Origin of the sequence: Grimontia sp. AD028 (assembly GCF_000973155.1) — a bacterium.
GTDB classification, from domain to species: Bacteria; Pseudomonadota; Gammaproteobacteria; order Enterobacterales; family Vibrionaceae; genus Enterovibrio; species Enterovibrio indicus.
Genome location: NZ_LASY01000186.1, coordinates 1 through 3,615, shown reverse-complemented (window position 1 = coordinate 3,615; position 3,615 = coordinate 1). Strand labels below are relative to the sequence as shown.

The following is a 3,615-nucleotide window of genomic DNA, read 5'->3' as shown; positions in this document are numbered from 1 at the left end:
ATCAAATTTTTCAACGCAGTGATCGAGCATTTTAACAAGCTAGGATGAGCAGATATTTACTACGATTGGTATAACACCACGCATCGAACGTATGTAACTTATGGGGCCTGGATAGGGTCTGATTATTTTAAAAAACAAAACCCTATAACTATGAATTCTGAAGAATCCGCAAAAATATTTTCCGCACTGGCGCAGGAAACAAGATTGGACGTATTTCGTCTCCTCATTAAGGCAGGAGATAAGGGACTCTCTTCAGGAGAAGTCGCTGAAAGACTGAATATCCGTCAAAACACCATGTCTACCAACCTCTCCATTTTGCACAACGCAAAGCTGGTTCGCCGAAAGCGCGAAGGCAGGATGATCCATTACTCGGTCAATATGGAGACCATCGGACATCTTCTTACTTTCTTACTTGAGCATTGCTGTGGCGGCGAGAGTGACATGGTCAGTGAGTTGGTCAGCAACCTGCAGTCAGGCTTTAACCAGTCAAAGTGACCGATTCACCAAGATCGGTAGGTCTGCGTTGTAGTCGCTTCACCAAGCCATTCCCCATCATGTGAATGCAGGAGCCCAGGATCACAAACAACAGGGTGGCAACCACCAAATAAGGGATCACCAACGCAGTTTCGATGACCCCTGTCCGCATAGCAGCAAAAATGCCAGTTATAGGGAACATGGAGATAAAGGCTGTGTTGTGAAGGTGATGAACCAAGCGCGCAGACACCGTAGGTATCAGCGCAGGCGCGCATTCTAAAAAGGTCAGCTTGATTTTGAGCCATACACCGGGGTGTAAGGTTGACATGTACTCCAGCGTGTCGAATTTGATCGTCGAGATTGCCGCTTCTATGATTTTCGCCAGATGCCCAGAACTGGAAAATGCCAGGCCAACAACAATAAACGTTGCCGCGACACTGAAACCCCACGACACACCGGGAATCATCCCTTCCAAATCCAAGCCGGAAAAATAGGGAGCCAAGCCAAGATTCCCCATCAAGAGCACAAACACCACCGTAGGAACACCGCGGGAAACCTCTATCAGCAACCCTGCGAAACCACGAATCAATACGTGCCGACTCCTTATGCACAGCACGTAAATCACTGCCATGCCAAGACTCAGCGTGGCAGAAGACAAAAAGAAAATTGCTGTAGTCAGGGTTGGCTGCAGAAAAGATACCAACAACTCGCTCAGATCACTTCCCACCAAAGTCTCCTTGCTCTACGCCCAAAGTTGGTAGAGCAGTCCCCAAGCGAATGACCCTATCAGCGCAAAGCCGACGTAAAACATCACTACCTGAATACGGGCGACCGCCACGACGGCAATCATGGCAGGGATGGAGGTGATACCACCCGCGATGAGAAACGCCATACCCGCACCAGGCTGCATGCCTTTGTTGATCAACTCAGCAATTAAAGGCACAGCCACATAACCGTTGATATAGGCAGGTACACCGATGATCGTCGCCCATAGGATAGGTGATTGAGTATCACCGCCAAACGAGGACGCCACCCATTCAGTCGGCACATAAGCCACCAGTAGGCTTTCCAACAGGAAAGCAAGTGCCAACCACTTCAGCAGTAACAGCATAATGTTGGTGGTTTTTTCCATGAAAACGGCTTTACGCGGTGCTTCTTCCCAAAAACGCCAGACTGGCTTATCCACCTGACTCAGTGTGGTGACATCCCCGGTGACAGAAGGTTTCAGCGGATCTATCAGGTAACCAGCCTGCTGCGCAAGATACACTGCCCACCCCGCAGTTAACCCAAGCACAATGGCGCCAAGCGCTTTCGCTGTGGCAAATTCCCAGCTGACGATACCGGCCGTTAACAAGTACATGACAGGGTCGATGATCGGGCTGGCAATCCAAAACGCCATCACAGGTGCCAGCGGCACTCCCATGGCTAGCATGGCCGCGATCAGCGGGATAACCCCACAAGAACAGAAAGGCGACAGCGCACCAAACATCGCCGCAGTGAGAATCACCACACCTTGTCTACCCTGCAACGCACTGGCAATCAGGCTGTCTGCCTGCGTGGCGGAGACATAGGCATAAATCAGCGATGAAGCCAGGATGAAGGGGATGATCAGGACGAAGGTATCACCCATAAACCTGAGTGAGACCGGTAACTGCTGAGGATCGAATACCGCGATAGAGAGCAGCGCCAGCAAAAATACCGTCCAAACGGGTTCAAGGAAGGTTCGGTTGTAGCCAAAGTTAATCAACCCAGAAACGATACTGGTCATGGATTCCCTCTCCTGTGGGTTCACTTTTCATTTCCCAATGCCTACCATTCAATATATCAGGAATTCTCGATATGTTATGGATGGCGACATGTTTTTAATGAAGGCGCTCAGTTTTGAGATGATTCGGCGGCAGGCTTTCGTTACTTGGTTATCGGCTGGCTGTTTGACGGTTTCATCGCTTTGCGTCCCTTTCACTTTCGCCGCTGCTCCGACTGGAGAGATCTCGCTGGGCTACACACACTTTTGGGAACACCCCGAAGATGTCGCGTTCTACCAGACCAACATGGCCGTTATCCCCCGCTTCTCGTCTGATATTGCCGATTTCTCCACCCTCATCATCGAGCCAGCCTTACGGGCGAGAAGCGATACCGATGACTCTCCTTTTCTCGACCCTTACAAGAGCCGATGGCTGAGTGACTTCAATGATTGGGAGCTGGTAGCGGGCTACGACATTGTGTTCTTAGGCGCGACAGAAGGCGCCCAAATCTTGGATGTGTTGAATCAAAAAGATTTGGGCGCAGCATTCAACGGTGACATCAAACTGGGTCAACCTATGCTCAATCTTTCTGGATATGTCGGAGAAGGGCTGGCAAGCTTTTATTACCTTCCTTACACCCCCAAACGCCGATTTCGTGAATACGAAGAACGATTGTCAGCCGGCTTTGTTATTGATGGCGACAGCGAACGCTGGCAAAACAGCCATCAGGCTTACTATCCTGGCTTTGCCGCACGATACATCTATTCGTTCGACAGCATTGATGTCGCGCTGCTTGGCTTTCATGGCATTAACCGCGAACCGGCATTTTTATTTGAGGCCGGCCGATTGATACCAGAATATGCGGCGGCAACCCAAGTTGGCGTCGACATTCAATGGGTGATGGGGAATATGCTCACTAAACTGGAAGCGCTGAATGTATCGAACGCGCCGACTCTCAACGGCGAGTTCAAAGAGACCACACAATATGTGGTCGCTGGTGAATACAGCATGTTTGATCTGTTTAGCAGTGGTATCGATTTACGATGGGTTGGAGAGTATAGCGGCAATTCAAAGGGAGACATGCTGCTATCGCTTTACCAGCACGATGTCTTGCTCGCGTTGCACACCGCATTTAATGACGTGGATGACACCCAGCTGAGCATTTCTTTGCTTCATGATCTGGATTATCACAGCAACATTCTGGAAGTCACTCTGATCCGACGTTTTAACCAGAACATTGAACTGGCATTGTCGCTGTTCGACTTTTCAGCCTTGTCTCCCAGCGACTTTTTCTATGGATTGGAGCCAGACAGTTACGGCGAAATCATGATGACGTATTACTTTTAGGGGCTGTTCACCTTTGGTGGTTAAATTTCGTTCTCGCTATAAGCGTTTT

4 protein-coding genes are annotated in these 3,615 nt (G+C 49.7%); 2 read left to right on the top strand and 2 right to left on the bottom strand.

Translation table 11 applies throughout. From position 1 onward, the window contains the following. Nucleotides 1-150 precede the first annotated feature (150 nt). A complete protein-coding gene (locus RN22_RS24140; RefSeq protein ID WP_046308477.1) occupies nt 151-495 on the top strand; it encodes a helix-turn-helix transcriptional regulator in 345 nt (114 codons plus the stop codon). On the opposite strand, the gene RN22_RS24135 is transcribed toward RN22_RS24140, so the two are convergent. Both RN22_RS24135 and RN22_RS24130 read right to left on the bottom strand, forming a co-directional pair. Continuing rightward, on the bottom strand, nt 479-1,201 hold the full coding sequence (locus RN22_RS24135) for a hypothetical protein (RefSeq protein ID WP_046308476.1): 723 nt from the start codon (nt 1,199-1,201) through the stop codon (nt 479-481). The two genes, RN22_RS24140 and RN22_RS24135, sit on opposite strands and share 17 nt — an antisense overlap. 15 nt (nt 1,202-1,216) lie before the next feature. Beyond that, a complete protein-coding gene (locus RN22_RS24130; protein WP_046308475.1) occupies nt 1,217-2,242 on the bottom strand; it encodes a permease in 1,026 nt (341 codons plus the stop codon). Nucleotides 2,243-2,330: 88 nt separating this feature from the next. On the opposite strand from RN22_RS24130, the gene RN22_RS24125 reads away from it, so the two are divergent. Further along, nucleotides 2,331-3,566: a hypothetical protein gene (locus RN22_RS24125; RefSeq protein WP_046308478.1), complete on the top strand. Its 1,236-nt coding sequence runs from the start codon at nt 2,331-2,333 to the stop codon at nt 3,564-3,566. Nucleotides 3,567-3,615 lie beyond the last annotated feature (49 nt).